Source organism: Pseudomonas sp., from assembly GCF_049590575.1.
GTDB lineage: Bacteria > Pseudomonadota > Gammaproteobacteria > Pseudomonadales > Pseudomonadaceae > Aquipseudomonas.
The window spans coordinates 46,037-71,922 of record NZ_JBAWDE010000090.1; the positions used below are offsets into that span (position 1 = coordinate 46,037).

Below are 25,886 nucleotides of genomic sequence, written 5' to 3' on the forward strand. Positions count from 1 at the left end.
GAGGGCGATCATGGCAGAACTGACCACGTTGGCCCGACCTTATGCTAAGGCAGCCTTCGAGCACGCCCAGGCCCACCAGCAGCTGGCCTCTTGGTCAGCCATGCTCGGCCTGGCTGCAGCAGTGTCGCAAGACGACACCATGCAGCGCGTGCTCAAGGCCCCGCGCCTGACGAGCGCAGACAAGGCCGCCACTTTTATTGAAGTGTGCGGCGACAAGTTTGATGTGAAAGTGCAGAACTTCATCCACGTCGTTGCCGAAAACGACCGTCTCCCGCTTCTGCCGGAGATCGCCGCTCTGTTCGACCTGTACAAGGCCGAAGCAGAGAAATCGGTAGACGTTGAAGTCACCAGTGCTTTTGCATTGAACCAAGAACAGCAAGACAAACTCGCCAAGGTTCTCAGTGCACGACTCAATCGGGAAGTGCGCCTGCAAGCTTCGGAGGACGCATCCCTTATTGGTGGTGTTGTTATCCGTGCCGGCGACCTGGTTATCGATGGCTCGATTCGCGGCAAAATCGCGAAACTTGCCGAAGCATTGAAATCTTGAGTTTGAAGGGGCAGCAGAGCAATGCAGCAACTCAATCCTTCCGAAATAAGTGAAATTATCAAGGGCCGCATCGACAAGCTCGATGTGACCTCCCAAGCCCGTAACGAAGGCACTGTCGTCAGCGTATCTGACGGCATCGTGCGGATTCACGGTCTGGCCGACGTAATGTATGGCGAGATGATCGAGTTTCCGGGCGGCGTCTACGGTATGGCCCTCAACCTGGAGCAAGACTCCGTAGGTGCCGTTGTATTGGGCGCGTACACCAGTCTGGCTGAAGGCATGAGCGCCAAGTGCACAGGCCGCATCCTGGAAGTTCCGGTGGGTAAGGAACTGCTGGGTCGCGTAGTCGACGCACTGGGTAACCCTGTTGACGGCAAAGGTCCACTGGGCAACACCGAGACCGACGCGGTCGAGAAAGTTGCTCCAGGCGTGATCTGGCGTAAGTCGGTAGACCAGCCTGTACAGACTGGCTACAAGGCTGTCGATGCCATGATCCCTGTCGGCCGTGGCCAGCGTGAGCTGATCATCGGTGACCGTCAGATCGGTAAAACCGCTCTGGCGATCGACGCGATCATCAACCAGAAAGACAGCGGCATTTTCTGCGTCTACGTAGCGATCGGTCAGAAGCAATCGACCATCGCCAACGTGGTTCGCAAGCTGGAAGAAAACGGCGCCCTGGCCAACACGATCATCGTGGCCGCCAGTGCTTCGGAATCTCCTGCCCTGCAATTCCTGGCACCGTACTCCGGTTGCACCATGGGCGAATTCTTCCGCGACCGCGGTGAAGACGCACTGATCGTTTATGACGATCTGTCCAAGCAAGCAGTGGCTTACCGCCAGATTTCCCTGCTGCTGCGCCGTCCACCAGGCCGTGAAGCTTACCCAGGCGACGTGTTCTATCTCCACTCCCGTCTGCTGGAGCGCGCATCCCGCGTTTCGGAAGAGTACGTAGAGAAGTTCACCAATGGCGCAGTGACCGGCAAAACCGGTTCCCTGACCGCACTGCCGATCATCGAAACCCAGGCTGGCGACGTTTCCGCGTTCGTTCCGACCAACGTGATTTCCATCACCGACGGTCAGATCTTCCTGGAATCGGCCATGTTCAACTCCGGGATCCGTCCTGCTGTGAACGCCGGTGTTTCGGTATCCCGTGTGGGTGGTGCCGCTCAGACCAAGATCATCAAGAAGCTCTCCGGTGGTATCCGTACCGCTCTGGCTCAGTACCGTGAACTGGCGGCATTTGCCCAGTTCGCTTCTGACCTGGACGAAGCGACCCGTAAGCAACTTGAGCATGGTCAGCGCGTTACCGAGCTGATGAAGCAGAAGCAATACGCCCCAATGTCGATCGCTGACATGGCGTTGTCGCTGTATGCCGCTGAGCGTGGGTTCCTGACTGACGTCGAAATCACCAAGGTCGGCAGCTTTGAACAAGCGCTGATTGCTTACTTCAACCGCGATCATGCCGACTTGTTGGCCAAGATCAACGTGAAGGGTGACTTCAATGACGAGATCGACGCTGGCATGAAAGCCGGTATCGAGAAGTTCAAGGCCACCCAAACCTGGTAAGCCGCAGCGGGAGCCGCAAGGCTCCCGCTTGCTAACCTGATAGGTGTTACATGGCAGGCGCAAAAGAGATTCGCAGTAAGATTGCGAGCATCAAAAGCACGCAAAAGATTACCAGCGCCATGGAAAAAGTGGCGGTCAGCAAAATGCGCAAGGCACAAATGCGCATGGCTGCTAGCCGTCCTTATGCGGAGCGTATCCGCCAGGTAATTGGGCATCTGGCCAACGCCAACCCGGAATACCGCCACCCGTTCATGATCGACCGCGACGTTAAGCGTGTGGGTTATGTGGTAGTGAGCAGTGACCGTGGTTTGTGCGGTGGTTTGAATACCAACCTGTTCAAGGCCCTGGTCAAGGACATGGCGGTAAACCGCGAAAAAGGCGTCGAGATCGATCTGTGTGTTGTTGGTAGCAAGGGTGCGGCCTTTTTCCGCAACTTCGGCGGTAACGTCGTTGCAGCTATCAGCCACCTGGGTGAAGAGCCGTCGATCAATGATTTGATCGGCAGTGTGAAGGTGATGCTGGATGCATACCTGGAAGGCCGGATTGACCGCCTCTCCGTGGTATCCAACAAGTTCATCAACACCATGACCCAGCAGCCAACCGTGGAGCAATTGATTCCACTGGTGGCGACTCCGGATCAGGAGCTCAAGCACCACTGGGACTACCTCTACGAACCAGACGCCAAAGAGCTGCTTGACGGCTTGATGGTGCGCTACGTGGAGTCGCAGGTGTACCAGGCGGTGGTCGAGAACAACGCAGCTGAACAAGCCGCGCGGATGATCGCGATGAAAAACGCTACCGATAACGCCGGTGATCTGATCAGCGATTTGCAGCTGATCTACAACAAGGCGCGTCAGGCTGCGATCACCCAAGAGATCTCGGAAATCGTCGGCGGCGCTGCCGCGGTTTAACGGTTCAAATATTCAGAGGATCCAGCTATGAGTAGCGGACGTATCGTTCAAATCATCGGCGCCGTTATCGACGTGGAATTTCCACGCGACAGCGTACCGAGCATCTACAACGCGCTGAAAGTACAAGGCGCGGAAACTACTCTGGAAGTTCAGCAACAGCTGGGCGACGGCGTAGTTCGTACCATTGCGATGGGTTCCACCGAAGGCTTGAAGCGCGGTCTGGACGTTGTCGACACTGGCGCAGCCATCTCCGTACCGGTCGGTAAAGCGACCCTGGGCCGGATCATGGACGTACTGGGCAACCCGATTGACGAAGCTGGCCCGATCGACACCGAAGAGCGTTGGGGCATTCACCGTCCAGCACCTTCGTTCGCCGAGCAAGCTGGCGGCAACGATCTGCTGGAAACCGGCATCAAGGTTATCGACCTGGTCTGCCCGTTCGCCAAAGGCGGTAAAGTCGGTCTGTTCGGTGGTGCCGGTGTAGGCAAAACCGTAAACATGATGGAACTGATCCGTAACATCGCCATCGAGCACAGCGGTTATTCCGTGTTCGCCGGTGTGGGTGAGCGTACTCGTGAGGGTAACGACTTCTACCACGAGATGAAGGACTCCAACGTTCTGGACAAAGTGGCACTGGTTTACGGTCAGATGAACGAGCCGCCGGGTAACCGTCTGCGCGTAGCACTGACCGGCCTGACCATGGCCGAGAAGTTCCGTGACGAAGGTAACGACGTTCTGTTGTTCGTCGACAACATCTACCGTTACACCCTGGCCGGTACTGAAGTATCCGCACTGCTGGGCCGTATGCCTTCTGCAGTAGGTTACCAACCGACCCTGGCTGAAGAGATGGGCGTTCTGCAAGAACGTATCACTTCGACCAAGGAAGGTTCGATCACCTCGATCCAAGCGGTATACGTACCTGCGGATGACTTGACCGACCCGTCGCCAGCGACCACCTTCGCCCACTTGGACGCCACCGTCGTTCTGTCCCGTGACATCGCCTCCCTGGGTATCTACCCAGCGGTCGATCCACTCGACTCGACTTCGCGCCAGCTGGACCCGAACGTGATCGGCCAGGAGCACTACGACACCGCTCGCGGCGTTCAGTACGTGCTGCAGCGTTACAAAGAGCTGAAGGACATCATTGCGATCCTGGGTATGGACGAGCTGTCGGAAGCCGACAAACAGTTGGTAAACCGTGCTCGTAAGATCCAGCGCTTCTTGTCGCAGCCGTTCTTCGTGGCTGAAGTCTTCACCGGTGCCTCGGGTAAATACGTTTCCCTGAAAGACACCATTGCTGGCTTCAAAGGCATCCTCAACGGTGACTACGACCACCTGCCAGAACAAGCGTTCTACATGGTCGGCGGCATCGAAGAAGCGATCGAGAAAGCCAAGAAACTGTAATCCCGGCGCCCGGCAACGGGCGCTCATCAGGTTGAGGCAATCAGATGGCTATGACAGTCCATTGCGATATCGTCAGCGCGGAAGGGGAAATCTTCTCCGGTCTGGTAGAAATGGTGATTGCACACGGCGCACTCGGTGACTTGGGTATTGCCATGGGCCACGCGCCATTGATCACCAGCTTGAAGCCAGGTCCGATCACTCTGACCAAGCAAGGCGGGGAACGTGAGGTGTTTTACATCTCCGGTGGTTTCCTCGAGGTTCAGCCGAACATGGTCAAGGTACTTGCCGACACCGTGCAACGTGCTGGCGACCTGGATGAAGCTTCTGCTCAGGAAGCCGTAAAGGCTGCCGAGAAGGCCCTGAACGAAAAGGGTGCGGACTTCGACTACAGCGCTGCTGCTGTACGTCTGGCCGAGGCTGCAGCTCAGCTGCGCACGCTCCAGCAGATCCGCAAGAAGTAAGCGGCCATACCGTCATGCTTCATGCGCGATTGATTAAAAAGGGTAGCCTCGGCTACCCTTTTTCTTTTTCAGCAAAACACTTCTCAGGTCTGAAGCCGGACCGCCCAGGATTGGTAGCCATTCATGTCTCTTGAAATCGTCATTCTCGCCGCAGGCCAGGGCACTCGCATGCGTTCGGCCCTGCCCAAGGTGCTGCACCCGGTCGCGGGCAATTCCATGCTTGGCCATGTTATCCACAGCGCCCGACAACTGGCCCCACAGCGTATTCACGTGGTCATCGGCCACGGTGCCGATGTGGTGCGTGAGCGTTTGGCTGCCGATGACCTGAATTTCGTTCTGCAAGACAAGCAACTGGGTACCGGGCATGCCACGGCCCAGGCCGTGCCGTTCATCACGGCCGACACGGTGCTGATCCTCTACGGCGATGTACCGCTGATTGAAGTGGAAACCCTGCAACGCCTGCTCAAGCACGTGGTGCCTGGCCAGATGGGCCTGCTCACCGTCGAGCTTGACGACCCCACCGGGTATGGCCGCATCGTGCGTAACGCCGACGGCAAGGTTGCGGCCATCGTCGAGCACAAGGACGCCAGCGAAGCCCAGCGCGCTATCACCGAAGGCAATACCGGCATTCTCGCGGTGCCTGCCAACAAGCTCGCCGACTGGATGAGCCGCTTGTCCAATAACAACGCGCAGGGCGAGTACTACCTCACCGATGTGATCGAGATGGCCGTAAGTGATGGCCTGCTGGTCGCGACCGAACAGCCCCACGACCCGATGGAAGTGCAGGGCGCCAACGACCGCAAGCAGCTTGCAGAGCTTGAGCGTCACTACCAACTGCGCGAAGGCCGCCGCCTGATGGCCCAGGGTGTGACCCTGCGCGACCCGGCACGTTTTGACGTGCGCGGTGAAGTCAGCATAGGCCGCGACGTGCTGATCGACATCAACGTGATCCTCGAAGGCCGCGTAATCATCGAAGACGACGTGGTGATTGGTCCGAACTGTGTGATCAAGGACAGCACTTTGCGCAAAGGTGTGGTGGTGAAAGCCAACAGCCATGTCGAAGGTGCCGTGATGGGCGAGGGCAGTGACGCCGGCCCGTTTGCACGCTTGCGTCCGGGTACCGTGATGGGCGCGAGGGCGCACGTTGGCAATTTCGTCGAGCTGAAAAACGCCAAAATGGGTGACGATGCCAAGGCCGGCCACCTGGCCTACCTGGGTGATGCGGTGATTGGTGCTCGCAGCAACATTGGTGCCGGTGCAATCACTTGCAACTACGACGGCGCCAACAAATATCAGACGACGATTGGTGAAGACGTCTTTATCGGCTCCAATAACTCGCTGATTGCCCCGGTCTCTATTGGTGACGGGTCAAACACCGCTGCGGGTTCAACTATCAACCAGGATGTGGATAAGTCTCAGCTGGCGGTTGCCCGCGCCCGTCAACGCAACATCGATGGTTGGAAACGTCCGGTAAAAATCAAGAAGACCTGATTTACCTGCCATCAAGAACCTGCTGGCGTCGGCCAGCAGGTTTTTTTTCGCCTGCGATTCTGCAGTTTCACAGCCGAGTTCGGTCGGTCACATTCTTGCCAGCAGTGGAAAAAGACAAAAAGATGACTAGTAGACCAAGCTTATTTATGTGCCCGAAATGGGTACTTAAAAAGCGCCAGAATTTGTAACATTTATTTTCTGAATGACTCAAGATTTCCCGCTAATCAGGAAAATTTCTGCTGTTTGCCGCGCTTCGAGCACAGCAGAAAAAGCTGTAACCCTTATAACGCTTGAGCTACAGGTCAGTAAAAAAAATAAATAATTATTTTTTTGACAGGTCTCGTTTTTTAAACTACCCCGATTTTACGCCGTTTCTTATTTGTTGCTAGTTACGATTTTGCTGACATATAGTTCTGCCGCCAGCACTAAATCAATAATATCCTCTCCACCCTGTAACACTGTGGAAGAGGGAAGACTCACAGGGAGGTGTGTCATGAATGGCAATGGACAATCAGTCATGGGGCACACTGGCCCGGAAATTCTCAAACAGTCCCTCATTAAGATAAATCAATTAAAAGATGAACTCGCTGCTTTGAAAGCGCAGGCTTCAGAGCCAATAGCTATTATTGGCATGAGTTGTCGGTTTCCTGGCGGCTCATCGAGCCTCGAGCAGTTATGGAGCAACCTCTGTGAAGGCAAAAGTGCCATAGCCTCGATGGCCGATAAGCGGTGGGACAGTCTTTTATGGAACAGTTCCGCTCCTGGTGAAAGTGGAAAGAATTATCAAAAAACGGCAGGGCTTATTGATCATATCTATGCGTTTGACGCCAATTTCTTTGGCATGTCGGAACTTGAAGTTCGCCGCACCGATCCACAACAACGTTTACTCTTGCAACTTAGTTGGGAAGCAATCGAAGACACCGGTTTAGACTACCGCGCACTCGCCGGTTCAAAAACCGGGGTGTATGTAGGCTTATCCAGTGATGACTATGCTGATTTTTATACGCGCTCGGGGGATGCAGAGAGAATTTCGCCACTGTCGGCACTGGGTTGCGGAAAGAGCATAGCCCCAGGGCGAATTGCCTATTTCTTTGGCTTTCGAGGTCCTGCGTTGCAGCTCGACACGAGTTGCTCGTCGGCATTGGTGGCAGCAGACCTTGCCTGCTCTGCGTTGCGAAACCACGAGATAAACATGGCCGTCGTAGGCGGCGCCAATCTGATTCTTACCCCCGGCGCTTCGGTTGCCTTTTCGACCATGCAGGCGCTGTCGCCCAGCGGGGAATGTCGGCCGTTTGATAACGGCGCTGACGGTTATGTCCGGGGCGAAGGTGCTGGCGTTGTTGTGCTCAAACGCTTGTCGGACGCTATCAAAGAAGGGCTACCTATTCATGCGGTTATCGCCGCGAGTGCGATCAATCATGACGGTAAGTCCAACGGCATGACCGCCCCCAATGGTGTGGCTCAACAAGAGGTTATCGCCGACGCTTTGCGCAGGGCGCAACTTGCTCCGGAAGCTGTTCGTTATGTTGAGTGTCACGGCACCGCCACGCCGTTGGGGGATCCCATTGAGCTATCGGCGCTATCAAAGTTTTACGGTCGCACGCACAGGACATTGCTGGGCGCAGTTAAAAGTAACATCGGTCATCTAGAGGCCGCGGCAGGAATAGCCGGTTTGATCAAGGCTGCCCTGGTGGTCAAGCATGGGAAAATTCCTGCCTCATTGAACTGTGAGGTACCTAACAAAAAATTTGCCTGGTCGCAGACCCACCTGGCAGTTGCGACCACTACCCAGGACTGGCCAGATAGCGCCCCGGTACGCCACGCAGCGGTCAGCAGCTTTGGAATGAGCGGTACCAATGCCCATGTGGTCGTGTCCAGTCATGACCAGCCGGCAACGACCGCGTCTGGGGCAGTGCCGCAATGCTTGACGCTCAGCTCGAAGGATTCGGCTTCATTGTTGATCCAGCTCAAGCAGCTTGAAAAACATCTCGACGGCCTCGACGAAGATCGGCTGGCGGCTGTTTGCGCGCGGTCCAATCGCTGCCGTACTCATCTTCCCGTCAGGTTCAGCGCACCAGCCAGTGATAAGAGACTGCTGCTCGAAAAAATACGCGGGATCCTTGCGCAGCCTGTGACGCCAACCGCTTCGGCGCTGAAAAATATCTGCTTCGTGTTCAGTGGGCAGGGCGCTCAATACAAGCAAATGGCAAAAAATCTGTACACCACTACGGCGGTATTCCAGCAGGCATTGGATCGGGTCTGTGAGTTTTATCGCCAGACGTTTCAGTTTGATTTGCTGCAGGTTCTTTTCAATTCTGAATCAGACTTTCAAGTGGAAGAAGTGCAGCCGGCGCTGTTCAGCCTGCAATACGCGCTGACAACCTTGTGGAAGGCCTGGGGGATTACGCCGACGGTGGTCATAGGCCATAGCGTTGGCGAGTACGCGGCCGCCTGTGCATCGGGCGTTATGAGCATGGAGTGTGCTGCACGCTTGGTGTGGTTTCGAGGCAGGCTTATTCAGGCGCATACCCGTCCTGGGGGGATGTATGTGGTCTTCACTTCACCAGGCTGCGCAGAGAATCTTCTCGATGGAGTTCCTCACTCGATCGCCGCTGAAAATACTCCGGATTCCTGTGTTATTTCGGTCGACGATGCCCATGCTGTTGCGCTGGAAAAAACGCTGGGCCTGCACTCGGTTAACTATAAACGGCTGCACGTGGCCCGCGGATTCCATTCCTATTTAATGGACCCGGTCCTTGAGCTTTTCGCGCCGCATTTAAATAACGCTGAACTGACAGCACCGGTGACGGAATTCGTTTCAACGGTCACCGGTGCTGCAGAAACGGTGTTGTTGACCCATTCAGGCTATTGGTTACGTAACGTGCGTGACACCGTTAAATTTTCCAGCGCTGTCGGTCAGGTGATGCGGACCGGCCGCACTTTATTTATTGAGATTGGTCCGGGCGCTCAATTAACGTCGATCATTAACGCCGTGGATCATCAGGGTGGGCATATAGCCTGTGCCAGCCTCGATCGCGGTATACCGGACTTACAGCAGCTGTCCAAAGTGCTGAGTCATTTATATCAACAAGGTCAGGCCCTGAACTGGCCGGTCATTGTTCCAACGGTCACGAGCGAACTTAATGTATTACCGCATTACCCATTCGCACACATGGACTATTTTCCAGAAAAAGCCTTGAAACGCCAGTTGTCGGTGGGGGCGTTCGAGAACGTGCTGGAAGCAGTAAGCGTCACCTAAGTCTATGTCGAGGCACTTAGTCTCTTATCACGGATGAATACCTATGGGTTCCTATAATCAAGGGCGTATCGACGTCGCTGGATTCGTATGCCTGGTCAACGCCTTCAAGGCACATGTGCTTGCGCATCCTGATAAAGCCGCCTTTGTATTTATTACTCGCGCGCAGGAAGAAACGCTCTCGTTTGCAGCGTTGGATAAGTGTGCAAGTAACATCGCCAGCGCCTTGCTCGACAACAACCTCGCGGGGCAGAACGTGCTGTTGGTGTTCACCCCAGGCCTTGAATTCATCAAGGCATTTTTAGGTTGCCTTTACGCCGGGGTCATCCCGGTACCGGTCAATACACCGACGCAGACCTCATCTGTGGATCGATTTGAAAAAATTGTGCAAGACGCCGCGATCGTCAGGGTGCTGACGACTGCCGGCCTGTACGTACGATTCAATCTTCAAGACTGGGACACCCCGGCGTTGCTGGTGGATCAAGTGGGGGATGTCGAGCGCGATTTTCAGGCGGGTGGTTCACGCCCTGGCGATGTGGCCTTCATCCAATATACCTCCGGCTCCACGGGCGATCCGAAAGGTGCAGTGATCACTCATGGCAATTTGATCAGTAACCTGGAGATGATCAAGAGTGGCTTTGGTAATGATGAACACATTGTCGGGGTCAACTGGTTGCCGCTGTTCCACGATATGGGGCTGGTGGGCAATGTCCTGCAGCCCCTTTGGTTGGGCATCACCTGTATCCATATGTCGCCGATGGAGTTTGTGCAGAAGCCGGTACGGTGGCTGCGAGCGATCAGTGATTACAAAGGTACCACCTCCGGTGGGCCGACCTTTGGCTACGCCCATTGCCTGGCCCGAATCAAGGAGGAGGACTGCGCAGGTCTGGACTTGAGCTCCTGGCGGCTGGCGTATTGTGGCGCCGAGCCGGTGAATGTCCAGGTACTGGATGCCTTCGCGCAACGATTTGCACCTTATGGCTTCAACGCCGACAGTTTCTACCCCTGTTATGGAATGGCCGAAACCACCCTGATCGTCACCGGCCCGACGGCAGGCAATGGCATGCGCAGGCTCAGTGTCGATCGGCAGGCACTGGCAGACGGGCACGTACAACCGGGCGTAGACGGTGCACCCGCGGACGTATACGTCAGTAATGGCAAAGCCATCAATGGTCAACGCGTGGTCATCGTCCACCAAGAAGGTGGCGGCACCCTGGCCGAGAACCAGGTCGGAGAGGTCTGGGTCGCTGGAAACTCAATCGCGGCGGGCTACCTGAATAACGCACAGGCCACGGCGGAACGTTTTTCCTGTCAACCCGAGGGTGACAGTGCTGACTTCTACCGCACCGGTGACTTGGGTTTCCTGCGCGATGACGAGCTTTACATAACAGGGCGCTTGAAGGACGTGATTATTCTGCGGGGGCGCAACTACTATCCTCAGGATATTGAACACGTTGCCTACGCTGCTGCCGAGGGGTTAAGGGAAGGTTGTGGTGTGGCCTTTTCAAATAATGCTCATCCTGAAGAACAATTGATCATTGTTTACGAAGTTGAAAAGAGCCACATCAACCAATTGGATAAAGCCTCGGTTACAACACGCATTCAACAAGCGGTGATTAACCATTTTGGTATTTCAGCGCATCAGATCATTTTGATAAAACCCAAGGTCATACCGAAAACATCCAGCGGTAAGTTGCGCCGTTCGGCGCTTGTGCAATTGTTCAGGCAAGGTGCGCTTGAAGCACTGTGAGGTTGTGGCCGGTGCCACCCAGGGGAGTCTCCATGGAAGTTGCTGCTGCTGTTCAGGAAGTCGATCAGGCGTCGTTGAAGGGCGTGACATTGTCCAGCCCTCAACTTAAAAAGTTTCAGCTGATACATGCATTGGTGTTATTGCTATTACCTGCTGTGGGCACGGCCGCGGCAATCGTGTTGTATTTCATCCACGGCGTGTCACCCGTCACTATCACGGTGTTCCTGATTTTTTATCTGCTGACGATGTTGGGCGGGTCGGTAGGTTATCACCGGTTATTTGCTCACCGAGCGTTCAAGTGCGGACGTGGGGTGAAAGTCCTGCTGGCCATATTAGGCAGCATGACGGCCCAGGGCTCGCCGATTTATTGGGTCAGTAATCATCGCCGGCACCATGAGTACAGTGATCGCAACGGCGATCCGCATTCACCTTACGCCGTTGAGCGGCCTGGCCTGCTGGATAAGCTCAAGGGGCTGTGGTTCGCCCAGGTGACTTGGACGTTCCAACATGAATTGACCAACTCCACGCGTTACGCCAAGGACTTACTGCGTGATCGAGATATCTGCCGGGTTTCGGCGCGCTATTTCCATTGGGTAACCCTCAGCCTGATGCTGCCGGCCATTATCAGTGGGTTATATACCTGGAGCTTATATGGGGCGTTGGAAGGTTTTCTATGGGGCGGACTGGTGCGGATATTTCTAAGTTACCACGCCACCAGCAGTATCAACTCGCTGTCGCACATGATCGGCAGCCGGCGGTATGAAACGCGGGACCGCAGCACGAATATAGGGTGGATGAGCATTATTACCGTGGGTGAATCTTTCCATAATAACCATCATGCATTTCCCGCCTCCGCTCGCTTTGCACATGACTGGAAAGATATCGATATCGGTTATTACGTCATCAAGTTATTGGAAGGGTGCAGGTTAGCCTGGGATGTAAGAACCCCGCCCAAAAAAATACCTACTGGAGGTTGTGATGAAAAATGATGTAGCGAAAGTACAAGAGTGGCTGATTGATTATATCGCCGACCTGACGGGCGTCGAAAAAACACATATCAGCGAACAGTCACAGTTCAGCGCGTTGGGGCTCGACTCTGCGGCGGTGATCGGTATGACGGGCGACTTGTCGGATTGGTTGGGAAAAGAAATCGATCCGACCATTGTGTATGAGTACCCGACCATCGAAGGCCTTGCGCAACACGCCATGGATGCCGAAGAAATTCTGGTTTGACCCACAAAAGGATTTGTACATGACACAGTCTTCTTCTGCGGCGATTGGCGCATCGATGGAAGCGATCCAATCGCACTACGATTTGAGCAATGACTTCTATCACCTCTGGCTTGATCCCGTGACCAAGTGTTATTCGGCGGCCCTGTGGGAGCCGGGAGACACCTTCGTGGAGGCGCAACTGCGCAAACTCGATTACCACATCGAGCAATCCGGTGCTCGCAACGGCGCCAATGTTCTGGATATCGGCTGCGGTTGGGGCGGTACCCTCAAGCGCCTCGTCCAGAACCACGGCGTCAGCCATGCAGTGGGATTGACGCTGAGTGATGCGCAGAAGAATTACGTCGAGCAGATCGACCTTCCAGGAGTCGATGTACGCCTTGAAAACTGGCAGGACCACGTGCCCGCAGCCAAGTACAGCGCGATTATCTCCATCGGCGCGTTCGAACACTTCGCCAACCTTGAACAAACCGCCGAGGAAAAAATCTTCGGTTACCGCCAGTTTTTCAAACGTTGCCACGACTGGTTGGAAGACGGCGGCAAGCTGTCCCTGCAAACCATCACCTATGAAAATGCTACGCGGGAGGATTTCAGTCCCTTTTTTGCCAAGGAGATTTTCCCGGAGTCCGATCTGCCGCGCTTATACGAAATCGCCCAGGCCTGCGATGGACTGTTCGAAATACAGTGTGTCCGCAATGACCGGGAACACTACTACCTGACCCAGAAGGCCTGGTGGCAGGGACTCAAGAACAACAAACAAGCGATCTGCAACGCCTACGGCACAGATATTTTCCAGCGCTATAACACGTACTTGCAAATGTGCATGGTGGGGTTCAAGTCCGGAACGATGGGGCTGGCTCGCTTGACCCTCAAGCGTATCGACCACCCTGCCGCCAGTCTCAAAAACTGAGCGTATCCGTGAGGAAGGCATAGCCATGGATGTTGCTATCGTAGGCATGGGTTGCAGGTTTCCGGGGGCCACTGGGTTGGCCTCCTTTATCGACCTGTTGCGCAGCGGAGCCCACGCGGTTACTGATTACCCGCAGGATCGCTTCGGCCCGTTGCAAGGCGCCCTTGAGGCGCTGAACCCGGACATGCTCAAGGGCGGCTTTCTGCCGGATATCAAATTGTTCGATTGGAGCTTCTTCAACCTCTGCAAAGAAGAAGCCAACCACCTCGACCCCCAGCAGCGGCTGTTACTGGAGGTGTCGTGGGAGGCTTTGGAGAATGGCGGGATTGAGCCGGCGAGTCTGCGCAAGAGCCGGACGGGCGTGTTCATCGGCGCGACCAATGCTGACTATCACAGGATGGTGTTCGCTGATCACACCCTGCTGAGTAAATTCAGCGCTTCCGGTACCGCGCTGGGTACCGCGGCCAATCGGCTGTCGTATTTTTATGACTGGATCGGGCCCAGCCAAGTCGTCGATACCGGCTGTTCTTCTTCGCTGGTCGCCCTGGATAACGCGGTCAGCGCGCTCAAGCGCGGTGAGATCGATATGGCGGTGGTGGGCGGGGTCAATTGTATTTTGCACCCCAACAACACCTTGGCGCATTTTCACGCCGGCATTCTTTCTGCCGATGGCGCATGCCATTCCTTTGACGACACGGCCAATGGCTACGTGCGTTCCGAAGGCTGCGGCGTGGTGGTCCTGCAGCGTCACCCGGATGCGCTCGCCGCGGGCCGCAAAGTCTGGGCGCTGATCAGTGCTACTGCGGTCAATCATGATGGTGCGAGCAATGGCTTTACCGCGCCCAATGCCCAAGCACAAAAACGTTTGATCCTTGACGCGTTTAGCGCCAGTGACCGTGCAGTCGCCGATCTTTGCTACGTCGAGACTCACACCACCGGCACGCTGATGGGAGACGCGGTCGAGCTCAAAGTCCTGAACGATATTGTACGTTTGGGGGCGCCGAATGCGTCGGTGAAGATCGGTTCGGTCAAAACCAATATCGGTCACCTGGAGTCGGCGTCGGGTATGGCGTCGTTGATCAAAGTGGCGTGCATGGCCTATTACCAGGAGCTCTATCCAACCTGCGGCTACACCACGCCCAACCGTTTTTATAAGTACGAAGCAGGGCAGCTCAGGGTGAGCATGACGTACGAGTTGGCCCCCTTGATCGCGCATAAATGCCTGGGGGTCAGTACGTTCAGCTTTGGCGGCACCAACGCTTTTGCGCTGCTCAAGTCGGCTCCCCCAACCAGTGAACTGGCGCTCGTCGCTCAACCTGAACATGTGTTCGTGCTGTCAGCTAAATCCGCGTTGGCGCTGGTTGCCCAACTCAAGAAGCTGCTTGAGTGTTTGCCCGGATATATCGACGAGGATTTGCCGCAGCTGTGCAGGGAATTGCTGTGCCGCGAGAAATTCAGATTCCGCGTGGCGATGGTGGCTTACTCGGTTGGAGAGTTGGCCGAAAAGATCAAAACCATCGTAGCGCTGCCTGCCGTATTTATCGTTGAAAGCCAAAAGCGCAACCCCTTGACGTTGTGCGTGCGATTTACTGCCTCGGCGCGGCCTGAAAAGGCGCGCAAAGCGGCTCAGGAATTGCCCGTGCCCAATGCATTCGAGGCGCTTGTGGGGACCTGCGTGATCCCCCAGGTCGAGCACCCAGGCGTGCGCAACTTCCTGATGTGCCTGAGCGCCGTTGAAAAGCTGCGGGCCTTCGGTTTGTTGGGCACCACGCTGCATTACGAGGGGTTGGGGCGGCTGGTGTCGGCCTATTGCGAACAAAAAGCCACCCCGCGCCAACTCGTGCAGGTGCTCACTAATCAAGAGCTGTTGGCGAACTACCAGCAACCCGGCGCCACGCCTGCCGAACCGCCCCTGTTGTATGTCGGCCAGCCGCCTGATGGCGATGCGCGGTCGGTTTACACGCTGGCCGACGACTCGATTTTTTCTACCGATGATTTGCCTGTGTTGATCCAACAGTTATTCCTGCGCGGCTATGCGCTGGATAGCTCACGGGTCAGTACGCAGGGCTGCGACTTATGGCCGTTAACGCCTTCGTATCAATTTGATCACTCGCTGTGCTGGTACACGTGAACCTGTGCCGGGCGCTGCTGCAACCGTAAACAACTCTCTTTTTTGGCAGGGAATGTCATGACTATCGATCAATTGGAAAGTCACCAGAAGGCTGAGGAATTGATCAGCTGGATTCGTCAGTACGCGACCACTCGGATTAACTCTCGGGTGATGGATGAGCGCCGGACTATCGCGCCGAACATCATTCTGGACCTGGGCAACAAAGGCATCCTGGGCATGCAGGTGCCCAAGCGCTACGGCGGCCTGGCGTTGTCCACGGTCGACCTGATGCGTGTGATTCAACAGCTGACCGCCATTGACATGACCCTGGGTACCTTCGTCGGGCTCAATAACTGGTTGGGTATCTGGCCGATTCAGATGTATGCCAGTGAAGAGGTCAAGCAAGAGTTGCTGCCTCGCCTGGCCTGGGGCCGGGAACTGGCTGCGTTTGCCTTCACTGAACCTGGCGCCGGCTCCGATGCTCGCTCGATCAGGACCTTCGCCGTACCGGCCGGCCCACAGCAGCAGGCGATCAGCGGGGAGAAATCGTGGATTGGTTCCGGCGCCTGGGCGGGTGTCACCACGGTGTTTGTCCAGCAGTTGGATGACCAGCAGCGGCCGAGCGGTATCAGTGGGTACGTGCTCAAGGCCGATACGGAAGGTGTGAGCCAGGGGCCCGAGGCCTTGACCATGGGCATGCGCGCCATGATCCAGAACACAGTGAAGTTCAACGCTGCACGGGTCGAAGAAAAGTACCTGCTGGGCAACAAAAACGTCGGGATGGATATTGCCCAGGACATCATGATGCATGCACGCCTGGGTATCGCCGGTCTGAGCCTGGGTGGCATGAAGCGCTGTGCGCAGTTGATGTTGCGCTATGCCCGGCGGCGTAGGATTTCCACCGGGTTGCTGCTGGATAACCCAGTAACCCAGGCACGTTTGAGCGATGTCTCCGCCGCCATTACGGCGGTGGATACCTTGGTATTCAGTGTGGGGCGTTTCATGGACGAGGGGCTGGCCATCCCGCCGGAGGTGTTCACCGCCTGTAAATCCAGTGCGCCGGAGCTGTTTGGCGAGGCGGCGGATCACTTGACTCAATTGCTCGGCGCCCGCGGTTACATCGAAACCAATGGGGCGCCCCAGCTGCTGCGGGACGCCAGGATTCTGCGGGTGTTCGAGGGCCCCACAGAAACCATGAACATGTACCTGGGTGGTCGAATTCTCAAGGGCGGCGAGGACTTTTTCGCCTTTATGGACACCACGTTGCGGGCGCCGCACATCAGCCAGGTGATCGCCCAGACGGCTCGTCAGATCCAGCAGCAAGCCAGCAGTCACGCCTTTGTGCAGGGCGATGCGCTCCTGACGAAAAAGTGGGTGCAGTACAAAATCGGTGAAGTGTCGACATTCGGCGTACTGCAGGGGTTTCTCCATCTCGCCATGCAAAACAGCGCGCAACCGCGCTTCAAGCGCGCTTACGACTGGGCCAGCGCACGTTTCGAGCAACTGAAACAGGCGGCCCTTCACGGCACGCCATGTGAAGTGGCGCTTACCGGCATTGAGGCGGTATGCAGCGAAATCGACGACCTGATGGCCGATATCGCCGATATCGAGCAACAGTTACCGGCAGACAATCAATCGCTCGATGCTTACCTGCAAAAGGAGACGGTCGACGCGCCTGTTGCCCCAGTTGCAGCGCCCACGCGCCACGCCGATCCGGCACCTGCCGAGGTGTCTGTGGCGGCCAGCCAGGGGCCTTCGCCCGTCGAGCTGCAACAGTGGATCAAGGCCTGGGTGGCACGCTGCATCGCGGTGGCACCGCAACAGATCGAGGGTGCCGAGCCCTTCACCAGTTTTGGTCTGGATTCTACCGACGCAGTGGAAATCGTCCACGACCTGGAACAGTTCCTCGGTCTTGAGCTGGACGCCACGTTGTTGTGGAACTACCCCAGCATCGACGAGTTGGCAGCCTACCTGGTCAGCGAACTGGCCGGCCGCGACAGCGCTGGCCTGCCGGCGGATAAGCCGCAGGACACACCAAAGGCAGAAACCTCAGCGTCCCCTGCAGCGATTGATTCGATGACGGACGAGCAGGTGATGGATCTGTTGATGAAAGAAATTTCCGCCTGATAGCCACGAGGGAATAACCATGAACCTGCCTGTTCAGCAAACCGAAGATTTTACCCTGTCACAGCTTCCCACTCATGCGCGGACCCAGGGCCTTGGTAAAGACCTGCCGGGCCCTAAGGGGATTCTAGGGACGGTGAGTAAATTGCGCCGCAACGCTCTGGCGGCGCTCGTGGAATTCAACGAGACCTATGGTGATATTTGCCGGATCAAATTCGGCCTTAAAGAACAAGCGGTGATCATTTCTCACCCCGATGATATCCGCACGGTATTGAGTGATCGGCATGGTCACTTTCAGAAAAACGGCAACCGCAACTTCAAGGAAATCGATCGGTTTTTCACCAATAGCCTGTTCACCAGCGACGGTGATTTCAACAAGCGTCAACGTAAGTTGCTCAAGCCCACCTTCAACCCGATGCTGACTGATCAGTTTGCTGCACCGATGGTGAATGCGGCCAAAGAGATGATGGATCGCTGGGACGCGCAGAAGCTCACGCGGGTCAATCTCAAGGAAGAAGTGCTGGCGCTCACACGACGCAATATCTGCGAGAACGTCCTGGGCGTTGACGAGCATTTTCATCAGGCAGCCCAGACACTGCGTGAGTCGTTTGAGGTGGCCAACATCCTGACGATGGAGCGCGCACGGCAGGTACTGCCGTTGCCGCTATGGATACCGACCCCGCAAAACGTGCGCTTTCTCAAGGCCAAGAAGAAGATGCTGGCCCTCATCGAGGCGGTGATCGAGCACCACACCACTAAGCCTACACCGACCCGCTCGATGGTGCAGATGTTCATGCAGGCCAAGTATGCCGATAACAACCAGCCCATGGAGCATGAGCAACTGCTGACGGAGTGCATGACCCTGTGTTTCGGGGCCTACGAGACCAGTGCCAATACCTTTACCTACGCCTTCCATTTTCTGTCCAGGTACCCCGATGTCAGGGCGCAGCTGGAACACGATATCGACACCTTGCTGGAAGGGCGCTTGCCCACGGTCGCGGATGTCGGACGTTTGGGTTATGCCCGCAAGATCCTCAACGAAACCATGCGTCACTACACGCCCGGCTCCATGCTGATTCGCTGCGCCAAGCAGCAAACCGAACTGGCCGGCTACACGATCGCGGCCAACACCATGATCGTGCTGAACATTTATTCCATGCACCGCCATCGCGATTACTGGGATAACCCGCTGGCCTTCGATCCCTCTCGGTTCGACCTCGAACGCCTGAGTGAAGCGAAGAAACACGCATTCATTCCCTTCGGCGGCGGTGGGCGATCCTGCATCGGCATGGGCATGGCGATGATGGACGGCATCCTGCTGCTGGCGACCGTCATTCAGCGCTATCGAATCAACAACGCCATCGACTACGCGGATAGCGCCGCGCCTAGTTTGCGCCGGATCGTGATGGGGCCTGAAGGCCAGATACCGGTGCTGCTGGAGCGGCGCCAACCTGGCGCTTGAACGCCAGGTGACGTGGGTCATCACGCAGGCCCAGGCGGGTCGCGCGCAATCAGGGTCATGGTCGGAAATAAGGAATGAGTGTGGAAAGTTCGGTGTTGACGCAACTGGAAGGATTTAGCCGGCAACAGCTGATGGCAGTGATCGCTCGGCTGCATGATGATTACGCAGTGGATGCGGACTTCACCCTGCGCAGCGATCACCAGGGCGTCAGTGCGTATGATGTCGGCTGGCGCTCCATGGGGCTGCACGAGTACCTGCAAACGGCACCTGGCGCCGAGCCACGCACTGTCCTGGCATGGACAGCCGACCCGAACCTGCTTGGGCGACTGCACTATGGCGCAGTCCACGAGCGCAGTGTAAGCAGCCCATCCATCGCGGGGCTGAATGCCTGCCTGGCTGGGGTGGCGCGGCGAGATCCACTGACGCTGGTGGTCGATGTCGCGACACTGTGGGCCACTGATGACTCGCCGTCCCCTGAGGTCTTTGTACAGCTGGCGACGCTGCTGAGCGAGTTGCGCGAAGTGCTGAACAGGATTGAATCTGATGATTTTAACCTGCTCTTCCTGACCCACGGCGCGGTAAATACGGGCGAGCCAAGCAGTGGCTGGTTGCCCCTGCCGGCGCTCTTCCATGGACTGGGCAAGGCACTGAACCTGGAGCTGGATCGTGCCACAGTCACCGCTATAGACCTGGGTGCCGATCGCCAGCACAGCCTCGCCCATCTGCTGGCGCTAGCGTCGGGCAGCGAGCGCCAAGTCAAATTGCTGGATGACCGCGTTTACTTTCCCACGCTTACGCTACGCCCTGCACCCGATGGAGAGGCTCAGCCACAAGCATGGGGTAATTGTCTGGTGGTGGGCGGCATGGGGGCACTGGGGCGAGAGCTGGTGCAGGTCTTGCGCAGCCAGGGTGCGGACAAGATCGTGGCGGTGGGGCGAACCGCTTATTCTCGCATCGCCGTGCGGCAAGCGTTGGGAGAGGAGGCCATCTACAGCAGCGTCGACATTACCCGACCGCTGGCCCTGGCTGACCTCAAAGCTACTCTGGCTGCTCAGGACATCAGCATCGACAGCGTTTTTCACTTGGCCGGCAGCCTGCATGAAGGTCTGTTCGTCGACGGTGATACCCGGCAAGACATCGACGTGCTTCAAGGCAAGTTGATGGGCGCGATCAACCTGTTGGAGTTCTTCGACGCGGCCGGAATTCGTCATTATTTTTTCTCATCCATCGCTTCGGTAATCGGCACGCGCGGGGCGGGCGCGTATTGCGCGGCCAACGAGTTTCTGGACCAGTTGGCCCGGGGGCGCGAGGGTGGCGTGTTCTGCATCAATTGGGGGCCGATGCTCAATGTCGGCATGGCCACCCGACACGGTCAGCAGGCGGCGGGCGTCTGGGCGTCGCTCGGCGTTGAGCCACTGGTGGCCGAACAGGCTTTGCAAGCATTGCGCGGCCTGGTGGGCGGCTCGCGACAGCAACTGATCGCCGAGGTCGACTGGGCCACCATCCAACGCCTGGTGGGCCACAAGCTGGGCAGCCGACTGCTGGCGGACCTGATGGTGCAAGCACCTGACGCGCAGGGTGCGAGTCCTCAAACCAAGCTGCTCGAACACCTGGCCAGCCTGGGGGATCGCGAGGCAACGATCGGTTGCCTGGAGCAGTACCTCAGCGAGCTGTTCCAACGCTTTTCCGACAGCCGCGACGGAGCCTTGGCGCTTGACAGCAATATCAGCGAATGGAACCTCGACTCGCTGGTATTGATGGAGCTGTTGAGTCAGGTCAAGCGCGACCTGGACTTCATCATTTATCCGCGGGAAATCTTCACCCATAACACCATTCGCTTGTTTTCCCGCTACCTGTACGAACAGCTGTTCAGTACCGATGGTTCAGGTGCGCCGGCTGATGACGAGGACCAGCCGCGCCTCAATCCGCCGGTTTTTCCCGCTGTGCTGCCAGTCATTGATGCCGACAGCAAGGTCAAGGAAGGCGTGGTGTTCCTGCTGTCCAGCCCGCGCTCGGGTTCCACCCTGTTGCGCGCGATGGTCCAGGGCCACCCGCAGATTTTTGCACCGCCCGAATTGCACCTGTTGGCCTACGCGACCATTGGCGAGTGGAAAGCCGCGTCCCAGTCCAACTATTTCGATCAGGGGCTGCAGCGCGCCCTGATGGAGATTTTTGCTGAAGACGCCCAGGCCGCCAGCGAACGCATCGAGCGTTGGGTGCGTGAAAATACGCCGGTCAGCGAGGTGTACCAGTTTTTGCTCGACCACACCGGGTGCCCGTTACTGGTGGACAAATCGCCCAGCTATGCCTCGTCGGTGCAGGCATTGATCAATGCCGAAAGCCAGTTTGAGCGACCGCGTTATATCCACTTGGTACGCCATCCCCTCCCGGTCATCGAGTCGTTTACGCGCATGCGCATGCACAAGCTGATCGGAGCCGAGGCCGAGGATGGATTTACTACCGCGCAGAAGATTTGGCAGAGCGGCAACCAAAATGTGCTCGACTTTTTTCAGGCGCATGTCGACCCGAAGCGGGTTATCCACGTTTGCTACGAAGACCTGGTGCGCGAGCCTGAGCCGGTTATCCGCCGCTTGTGTGACTTCCTTGCCATCGATTACGACGCGGCGATGTTGACCCCCTACGCCGAGGACCGCATGAGCGATGGGGTACACGCGGCGTCTATCGCCATTGAAGACCCTAATTTCAAGACTCGCGCAACCATCGACCCACGCTTGGCGGATGCTTGGAAGAGCCAGGCGAGCTCGCGCGTGCTCAGCGACCAGACCCAGGCGCTGGCCCGGCGGCTGGGGTATGCGCCGATGCCTGCCGCGGCCGGTGCCCAGCGGCGAGAATCATTTGTGACGTCGTTGTCCGAGCCGATGTGTGTCAGTGAATGGGGCGCACACACGCCTGCCCCTTCGATGTTGTTCTTGCATGGGTTGCTGGAGCAGGCGCCTGTGTGGGACCCGCTGATACAGCATCTGGACCTGAACACCCGCCGCTATGTGGCCCCCGACATTCGCGGGCACGGACTCAGCGCTCATGGCTCGTCCGAGCAATTGGCGACGCTGCTGGACTATGTGTTGGATATGCAAGCCATTCACCAGCAATACGCAATGGCGCCGCTGCATCTGGTGGCCCATTCGTTCGGCTCTGTGATTGCGGTCGCCTACGCTTCGGCGTTCCCGCAAGCGGTCAAGAGCCTGACCCTGGTCGAGCCGGTGTTACCGGTCCAGCGCTTCACGCCGCAAGTGGAGCGATACCGCGAGCTGGTCGAGTTTCTCAAGACACCGCATGTACACAAGCCCATCGCCGATCTTGAAGAGGCTGCCTCGCGGCTGCGCGCAGTTACACCCAGCCTGCTGCCGGCGCAGGCGCTCGAATTGGCGCGACGCATTACCCGCTCTGTGCCAGAGGGCGTCTGCTGGACGTGGGATGCGCGCCTGCGTTTTCGCGCGGGGATGGGCCTGGGCATCAGCAGGCTTGAATACATTGAGCTACTGCAGGGGCTGTCCGTGGAAACCCATTTGGTCCTCGGTTCGAAAAGCCGCTCCAACCGAAAACCGGACCTCGATGTGTTCCACGCTGCAGTGGCGCCGCAACGCACCCATACGCTGGAGGGCGGGCACAACCTGCACCTGGAGTGCCCGGCGCAACTGGTAGCTGTGCTTAACGGGATTCTGGAGTGAGCCATGCCTGGGACGAGAAATAACGCCATGAACGTGCCTATGCCGCCACCTTTGCGCCGCCCTGCGACTGAGGACACGCCAGCCACCGCAAGTGTGCGCGTGACGGTGAGCAATCCGATCCTGATCCGCCGCCAGCGGTTGCTGAGCCTGGTGTTCAATGGGCTGCCGTTGCTGGGCGTGTGTGCCGCTTTGTACATTGGCTTGACCCGTGGTTTCAGCGGGGTCGATGTCGGTGTGTTCATGCTGATGTATGTGCTGAGCTTCTTCGGCATAGAAGGCGCCTACCACCGCTACTTTGCCCATCGCGCGTTCAAGACCGGCGCGGCCGGCAAGCTTGTCCTGGCGGTGCTGGGCGCGACCGCCGCCCAGGGCCCGGTAGCATTTTGGGTAGCCAACCATCGACGGCATCACCAATACACCGATACCGAGCTCGATACCCATTCGCCGTGGTTCGACCATCGTGGCGCGCTCACCGGCTTGCGGGGGCTCTGGCATGCCCATGTGGGCTGGTCGTTTGGTGACCAATACGTGAACGTCGCCGCGTTTGCCTCCGATATGGTTCGCGACAAAACTGTCGCGTTTGTCACGCGTTATTACCTGTACTGGGTGCTGTTGGGGCTGATGCTGCCGACGGCGATCTGTGGGGTGCTGGCGGGGACTTGGCAGGGTGCGTTGAATGGTCTTGTGCTGGCAGGGCTGGCGCGCATCTGGTGCGTGCAGAACGGCGTCTACATCGTTAACTCAGTGTGCCACCGCTTCGGCTCAAGGCCCTTCATCACCCAGGAAAAAAGCACCAACAACGCCTGGCTGGCGTTACCGACCCTCGGTGCCTCCTGGCACAACAATCACCATGCCTTCCCGGCTTCTGCGACGACCCAGGTTGAGTGGTGGCAGCTGGATATTACCGGGCTGATTATTCGTCTGCTGGGCAAAGCGGGGTGGGTCTGGGATATCCGCACCACCTCGCAAAAGCTTCGCGATTCCAAAAAACCTTAGTGGGCTGTTAATACTTTTATCAGGCAGGGATTGATATGTGCGCAATTTTCGGCGTTATGACGCAAGGACCGCTCGCCCTTCAACATGTGCATCGGGCCATGGACACGATGCAACACCGCGGGCCTGATGACCGTGGGCTCTGGCACTCGGAGGATGGCAAGGTCGTGCTGGCCCATAACCGTCTGAGCATCGTCGACCTGGCAGGCGGGCATCAGCCTTTACTGAGTGCCGCCCATGACGTTGTCGCGGTGGTAAACGGTGAAATCTACGGCCACCGCCAATTGCGTGCGAGCCTGGAGCAAAAGGGCTATCCGTTCCAGACTCACTCGGACAGTGAGGTCCTGTTGGCGTTGTACCTGGAGCACGGCTCAGCCTGCCTCGAGCACCTGCGCGGCGAGTTCTCGTTTGTCATCTGGGACCGGCGCAAACAGCAAGTGTTTGCCGCCCGTGATCGGTTTGGCGTAAAGCCATTGTTCTACTACCACGACCAGGAAAAGTTCCTGGTCGCCTCGGAAGTCAAAGCCCTGCTGGCCATGGGCGCGCCCGCCGTATGGGATGTGGAGAGCGTGTACGACTTCGACTCAGGCATCCTGCACAACGACCGCACGTTTTTCAAAAACATCAAGCAGGTTGCGCCCGGCCATTTCATTCTGGTCACCCAAGGGCACCTGCGCACGGTCAGCTATTGGGACCTTGATTACTCGACCGCGCAGCAACTGGAGGCCGACCGCCGTACCAGTGCCGACTATGTCGAAGAATTCCGGCAACTGTTTACCGATGCGGTGAAAGTGCGACTGGAGGCGGATGTGCCAGTAGGCTGCTACCTCAGCGGTGGCCTGGACTCCTGCAGCATCCTTGGGATGGCCAACAGCCTGAGTGCCAGGAAGCTGGAAGCCTTCACCATCTCCTTCGATGATGACCTGTACGACGAATACGCCATGGCCGAGGAAATGGCCGCCCTGGCAGGTTCACGCCTGCACCGGGTCGATGTGACACAGCAGGACCTGGCGGACCACTTTGACCAGGCGGTCTGGCACGCGGAGTCGCTGTTCATCAACCCCCATGGGGTCGCCAAGTACATCTTGTCGCGCAAAGTCCGCGAACAGGGCATCAAGGTGGTCCTGACCGGAGAGGGCGCCGATGAAATCCTCGCCGGCTATCCGATCTTTCGCCAGGACATGTTGATGACCAGTGCCGCAACGCTGGGCCAGGATGCCGTGAACCTCAAGCTGGAGCAGTTGAAACAGGCCAACAAAACCTCCATCGGGTTGCTGCTCTCGGAGGAATCGGGCAGCGAATTGGCGTATATCAAAGCCATGCTGGGCTACATTCCGGCGCAGCTGGCGGGCAGTATCCGGCGTTTCAAGCTGTATTCCTCGTTCTACACCCCGGCGTTCTCGCAGATGCTCAACGGGCGTGACAGCATCGCGGCGTTCCTGGACGGGATTGATGTCAGCGCTCGGCTCAAAGGGCGTGACTCGGTCAATCAGTCCTTGTACCTGTGGTGCAAGACCTCATTTCCCAATTACATGCTCAGCGTGCTCGGTGATCGGATGGAAATGGCCCATTCCATTGAAGGTCGCCCGCCGTTTCTTGACCACCCCCTGGCCGAGTTCTGTGCCCGATTGCCGGTGCATCAGAAAATCCACCTTGATCGCGAAAAACACCTGTTGCGCGAGGCCGCACGGGGGTTGATACCTCAGCGCGTCTACGACCGCCAGAAGCAACCGTTCATGGCCCCGACGGTTTCCCGGCACAGCTTCGGCGCCTTGCAGGAGTTTATCTGCGACACCCTGAGCGGCACCGACGCGCAGTCATTGCCGTTCTACGACACAAAGAAGCTGCTGGCGCTGGTTACCAACCTGCCGAATCTTCCCGTCAACGTACAAGCCGGCGCCGATGCGCTGTTGGTGCAAGTGGCGAGCGCGTGCTCGATGCAAAAACACTTCGGGTTATCCGTGTAGGTATAAGGAAATCAA

17 protein-coding genes are annotated in these 25,886 nt (G+C 57.3%); all 17 read left to right on the forward strand.

Annotated features, from left to right (window positions below; genetic code table 11):
- Positions 1 to 10: 10 nt before the first annotated feature.
- The 17 genes from WBR57_RS07075 to asnB all read left to right on the forward strand — a co-directional run bounded on the left by WBR57_RS07075 (position 11) and on the right by asnB (position 25,871).
- A complete protein-coding gene (locus tag WBR57_RS07075) occupies positions 11 to 547 on the forward strand; it encodes a F0F1 ATP synthase subunit delta (RefSeq protein WP_015886646.1) in 537 nt (178 codons plus the stop codon).
- 21 nt (positions 548 to 568) lie between these two features.
- Positions 569 to 2,113: a F0F1 ATP synthase subunit alpha gene (gene atpA, locus WBR57_RS07080; protein ID WP_017135120.1), complete on the forward strand. Its 1,545-nt coding sequence runs from the start codon at positions 569 to 571 to the stop codon at positions 2,111 to 2,113.
- Positions 2,114 to 2,163: 50 nt separating this feature from the next.
- A complete protein-coding gene (atpG, locus tag WBR57_RS07085) occupies positions 2,164 to 3,024 on the forward strand; it encodes a F0F1 ATP synthase subunit gamma (RefSeq protein WP_159961255.1) in 861 nt (286 codons plus the stop codon).
- A gap of 27 nt (positions 3,025 to 3,051) precedes the next feature.
- The gene (gene atpD / locus WBR57_RS07090) at positions 3,052 to 4,428 is read left to right on the forward strand and encodes a F0F1 ATP synthase subunit beta (RefSeq protein ID WP_017135118.1); all 1,377 of its coding nucleotides are present in this window, start codon (positions 3,052 to 3,054) and stop codon (positions 4,426 to 4,428) included.
- Positions 4,429 to 4,472: 44 nt separating this feature from the next.
- Positions 4,473 to 4,889, forward strand: a complete 417-nt coding sequence (locus WBR57_RS07095) for a F0F1 ATP synthase subunit epsilon (protein WP_424083216.1) — start codon at positions 4,473 to 4,475, stop codon at positions 4,887 to 4,889.
- Between the two features lie 123 nt (positions 4,890 to 5,012).
- Positions 5,013 to 6,380 carry a bifunctional UDP-N-acetylglucosamine diphosphorylase/glucosamine-1-phosphate N-acetyltransferase GlmU gene (glmU, locus tag WBR57_RS07100; protein WP_424083217.1) on the forward strand — a complete coding sequence of 456 codons (1,368 nt, stop codon included), beginning with the start codon at positions 5,013 to 5,015 and terminating at the stop codon, positions 6,378 to 6,380.
- A gap of 493 nt (positions 6,381 to 6,873) precedes the next feature.
- Positions 6,874 to 9,639: a type I polyketide synthase gene (locus WBR57_RS07105; RefSeq protein ID WP_424083218.1), complete on the forward strand. Its 2,766-nt coding sequence runs from the start codon at positions 6,874 to 6,876 to the stop codon at positions 9,637 to 9,639.
- A 43-nt stretch (positions 9,640 to 9,682) separates the two neighbouring features.
- Positions 9,683 to 11,386, forward strand: coding sequence for a fatty acyl-AMP ligase (locus tag WBR57_RS07110; protein ID WP_424083219.1), 1,704 nt, complete (start codon positions 9,683 to 9,685; stop codon positions 11,384 to 11,386).
- 32 nt (positions 11,387 to 11,418) lie between these two features.
- Positions 11,419 to 12,375: an acyl-CoA desaturase gene (locus WBR57_RS07115; protein WP_424083220.1), complete on the forward strand. Its 957-nt coding sequence runs from the start codon at positions 11,419 to 11,421 to the stop codon at positions 12,373 to 12,375.
- Positions 12,365 to 12,619 (forward strand): acyl carrier protein, encoded by a 255-nt coding sequence (locus WBR57_RS07120; protein WP_424083221.1) that lies wholly within the window; start codon positions 12,365 to 12,367, stop codon positions 12,617 to 12,619. The genes WBR57_RS07115 and WBR57_RS07120 overlap by 11 nt, the downstream gene beginning before the upstream one ends.
- A gap of 19 nt (positions 12,620 to 12,638) precedes the next feature.
- On the forward strand, positions 12,639 to 13,526 hold the full coding sequence (locus WBR57_RS07125) for a class I SAM-dependent methyltransferase (RefSeq protein ID WP_424083222.1): 888 nt from the start codon (positions 12,639 to 12,641) through the stop codon (positions 13,524 to 13,526).
- A 25-nt stretch (positions 13,527 to 13,551) separates the two neighbouring features.
- Positions 13,552 to 15,657, forward strand: coding sequence for a beta-ketoacyl synthase N-terminal-like domain-containing protein (locus WBR57_RS07130; RefSeq protein ID WP_424083223.1), 2,106 nt, complete (start codon positions 13,552 to 13,554; stop codon positions 15,655 to 15,657).
- Positions 15,658 to 15,714: 57 nt separating this feature from the next.
- Complete coding sequence (locus tag WBR57_RS07135; RefSeq protein ID WP_424083224.1) at positions 15,715 to 17,763, forward strand: acyl-CoA dehydrogenase family protein; 2,049 nt, start codon at positions 15,715 to 15,717, stop codon at positions 17,761 to 17,763.
- A 19-nt stretch (positions 17,764 to 17,782) separates the two neighbouring features.
- Positions 17,783 to 19,222: a cytochrome P450 gene (locus tag WBR57_RS07140; RefSeq protein ID WP_424083225.1), complete on the forward strand. Its 1,440-nt coding sequence runs from the start codon at positions 17,783 to 17,785 to the stop codon at positions 19,220 to 19,222.
- Positions 19,223 to 19,296: 74 nt separating this feature from the next.
- Complete coding sequence (locus WBR57_RS07145; protein ID WP_424083226.1) at positions 19,297 to 22,911, forward strand: alpha/beta fold hydrolase; 3,615 nt, start codon at positions 19,297 to 19,299, stop codon at positions 22,909 to 22,911.
- 3 nt (positions 22,912 to 22,914) lie between these two features.
- Positions 22,915 to 23,907: an acyl-CoA desaturase gene (locus tag WBR57_RS07150; RefSeq protein ID WP_424083227.1), complete on the forward strand. Its 993-nt coding sequence runs from the start codon at positions 22,915 to 22,917 to the stop codon at positions 23,905 to 23,907.
- A 35-nt stretch (positions 23,908 to 23,942) separates the two neighbouring features.
- Positions 23,943 to 25,871: an asparagine synthase (glutamine-hydrolyzing) gene (gene asnB, locus WBR57_RS07155; RefSeq protein ID WP_424083228.1), complete on the forward strand. Its 1,929-nt coding sequence runs from the start codon at positions 23,943 to 23,945 to the stop codon at positions 25,869 to 25,871.
- Positions 25,872 to 25,886: the final 15 nt, after the last annotated feature.

Coding starts and splice junctions, on each gene's coding strand:
- WBR57_RS07110 (WP_424083219.1), top strand. CDS start 9,683: ATGGGTTCCTATAATCAAGGGCGTATCGACGTCGCTGGATTCGTATGC.
- atpA (WP_017135120.1), top strand. CDS start 569: ATGCAGCAACTCAATCCTTCCGAAATAAGTGAAATTATCAAGGGCCGC.
- asnB (WP_424083228.1), top strand. CDS start 23,943: ATGTGCGCAATTTTCGGCGTTATGACGCAAGGACCGCTCGCCCTTCAA.
- WBR57_RS07095 (WP_424083216.1), top strand. CDS start 4,473: ATGGCTATGACAGTCCATTGCGATATCGTCAGCGCGGAAGGGGAAATC.
- atpG (WP_159961255.1), top strand. CDS start 2,164: ATGGCAGGCGCAAAAGAGATTCGCAGTAAGATTGCGAGCATCAAAAGC.
- WBR57_RS07075 (WP_015886646.1), top strand. CDS start 11: ATGGCAGAACTGACCACGTTGGCCCGACCTTATGCTAAGGCAGCCTTC.
- atpD (WP_017135118.1), top strand. CDS start 3,052: ATGAGTAGCGGACGTATCGTTCAAATCATCGGCGCCGTTATCGACGTG.
- WBR57_RS07120 (WP_424083221.1), top strand. CDS start 12,365: ATGAAAAATGATGTAGCGAAAGTACAAGAGTGGCTGATTGATTATATC.
- WBR57_RS07115 (WP_424083220.1), top strand. CDS start 11,419: ATGGAAGTTGCTGCTGCTGTTCAGGAAGTCGATCAGGCGTCGTTGAAG.
- WBR57_RS07125 (WP_424083222.1), top strand. CDS start 12,639: ATGACACAGTCTTCTTCTGCGGCGATTGGCGCATCGATGGAAGCGATC.
- WBR57_RS07105 (WP_424083218.1), top strand. CDS start 6,874: ATGAATGGCAATGGACAATCAGTCATGGGGCACACTGGCCCGGAAATT.
- WBR57_RS07145 (WP_424083226.1), top strand. CDS start 19,297: ATGAGTGTGGAAAGTTCGGTGTTGACGCAACTGGAAGGATTTAGCCGG.
- glmU (WP_424083217.1), top strand. CDS start 5,013: ATGTCTCTTGAAATCGTCATTCTCGCCGCAGGCCAGGGCACTCGCATG.
- WBR57_RS07130 (WP_424083223.1), top strand. CDS start 13,552: ATGGATGTTGCTATCGTAGGCATGGGTTGCAGGTTTCCGGGGGCCACT.
- WBR57_RS07135 (WP_424083224.1), top strand. CDS start 15,715: ATGACTATCGATCAATTGGAAAGTCACCAGAAGGCTGAGGAATTGATC.
- WBR57_RS07140 (WP_424083225.1), top strand. CDS start 17,783: ATGAACCTGCCTGTTCAGCAAACCGAAGATTTTACCCTGTCACAGCTT.
- WBR57_RS07150 (WP_424083227.1), top strand. CDS start 22,915: ATGCCTGGGACGAGAAATAACGCCATGAACGTGCCTATGCCGCCACCT.